Source organism: Pseudomonas sp. NFACC45, from assembly GCF_900113505.1.
GTDB classification, from domain to species: domain Bacteria; phylum Pseudomonadota; class Gammaproteobacteria; order Pseudomonadales; family Pseudomonadaceae; genus Aquipseudomonas; species Aquipseudomonas tehranensis.
Genome location: NZ_FOPO01000026.1, coordinates 1 through 2173, shown reverse-complemented (window position 1 = coordinate 2173; position 2173 = coordinate 1). Strand labels below are relative to the sequence as shown.

The following is a 2173-nucleotide window of genomic DNA, read 5'->3' as shown; positions in this document are numbered from 1 at the left end:
CGACGATGAAGTAATCCAGTTGTCTTGCGGGTTTTTCTGGGGTGTCGGGCTTGAGGTAGTGGTCCAGGGCTTTCTGGGCGGCTTTGTCGAGTTTTTTGGCGTCGAGGGTTTTGTGCGCGGGTTGTGAATCGGTTTTCGGGGGATTGGGTGTTGGCTTGACCATAGTCGTTTTTCCATGATTGGGGCTGCTACCCGGTTCGCGACTAAACGAGGGGTGGCGGCTGGACGCAGGTTAGTCGACCGGTGGAAAAACGAAGCCCGGCGCGCCCGAGGGCGCCCTGCGAACAGCCACCATCAAGTGCGGGGATAGGGGAGCCCGACTGGATGACGCTTGTGCACATCGTTATTCACCACCGGGCGACTAAACCCGATCGCTGGTTATCAGCGACGCGAATCAAGTTACGGGGCAAGGCCAAGCCACACAAGCCGGCGGATTCTGGCGGATCTGTAGTCCGTTGCGCAAGGCGCTGTAGTCACCCGGATATTGCCTTATACCGGGCCCCGCCATTCGTCGGCACTGTCAGAACTGACAGGTGTTTGGCGTCGCAAGATGGATATTCAATGAATCCACGACCACCCCTTCCATATCGCCAGCCTGTTAAGCGGAAACTACGGAGTGCGCCATGGACACCGATGACGATATTGAAAAAGACGAGTCTGGCGAAAACACAATTGACATGGAGATTCATGATCCTGCGTTTCAAATCTTGTCTCCGTCGGGTTATATCCCAGAATCAACATTTATTGTTTCAGGTGTTGGCGCCAGACCAGGCGTTGGAGTAATGATTTTGGATGCCAGCACGGCCGATAGCCTGGGCGCGGGCTACGATGTAAACAGCGACGGTAGCTGGACGGTGCACGCCGCTATGCGAAATGAGTCAGACCTAAGGTACGTTGCCTCCCAAACTGCACATGGAATAACGCGGCCGAAGACAGTTGTCAGGCGTCCAACCACACTCACCAGGCCTCAATCGAACGGTGTAGTCGCTCCCAGCCAGGTGGTTTTCGGGGGTGAATGCTTTCCCGGTGAAACTCCAATTGATCCGGGGATGCGCATCAGAGTACTCGACGGCACAACTGAACTGGCTTCAGTGACCGCCGTAGGGCCTGGTACAACATGGGAAGCCACAGCAACCGGCCCCCTGCCTGGAAAAATTTATACGGTGCGGGCGGAGTATAAAGTTGAGAGCAGTCCCGTCCTGAGTTACACAAACAACTTGTCTTTCGAAGTACTAGGTCCGCCGACCATCACCGCATCCACCGCCAATCAGGACATGAGTTTCACCGTGTACGGAACAAAGGGGAAGGCGGGGGCCAGCGTCCAAGTGCGGCTCGATGTTCTCGGTACCCCGGTCGGTCAAGGCAGGGTAGAGTCGAACGGCTCCTGGAGTGCTCCAGTGCAAGTGCCGCCGGGAACGGTTTCTTTGGTGGCGGAACAAACCTACCAAAACGTCCCGTCGGGACTGAGCACTGCCCAAGCGTTCAAGGTTCGCCCCCCCAAACTGACCGCCGTCACCGTCACCACCCCGACCGACACTTCAGTGAAGTTCGAAGGCAGCGGCTACACCGGCGCAACCGTGCAGATCACGGTCGTCAGCGGGCCCAGCGTCACAGCGCCGGCCCCTGCGCCGGTGAACGGAGACAGGTGGAACACAACCGCGACAAACTGGCCATTTGGCTCGTACAGCCTGAGGGCTATCCAGCGGTTTCCTGACGGCGACAATGGCTGGATTGATTCGCTGCCCTACACATTCCCCGTCAACCTGATTCTTCCCGACCCGACCGATATCACCTACACAGCAGTCTACCGGCCCGTGTTCTCGGGTAAAGGTTTCAATGGTGCGACGGTGAAGATCCTGAATCCCGACGATTCACCCGCAGCCCCCGAAAAGACTGTGTCCGGCGGTGTGTGGTCGAGCATGGCCTCAACGGAGTGGGGGCCGACGTTCAAGCGCAAAGTTAAAATCAAACAATTCAAGGATGGCCAGGAATCGCCGACCTGGCAGGAAATCGAGGTCAGCATCCCACCGCAGGCACCCGTCATGGACGCGCCCGTGGAAAATGGCCTCTCGCCCAATCTCAGCGGCACCTGCTGGCCAGGGGCTGTGCTGACACTCACGTTCAGTGACAGCCCCACTGAACACCCCGTCAACAATGACAACGGCACTTGGAG

General features: G+C 57.8%; 1 pseudogene. It reads left to right on the top strand.

The annotated features are described in order from the left end of the window. Window positions 1-623 precede the first annotated feature (623 nt). Window positions 624-2173 (top strand): annotated as a pseudogene (locus BM132_RS28790) (hypothetical protein); the annotation flags it as partial.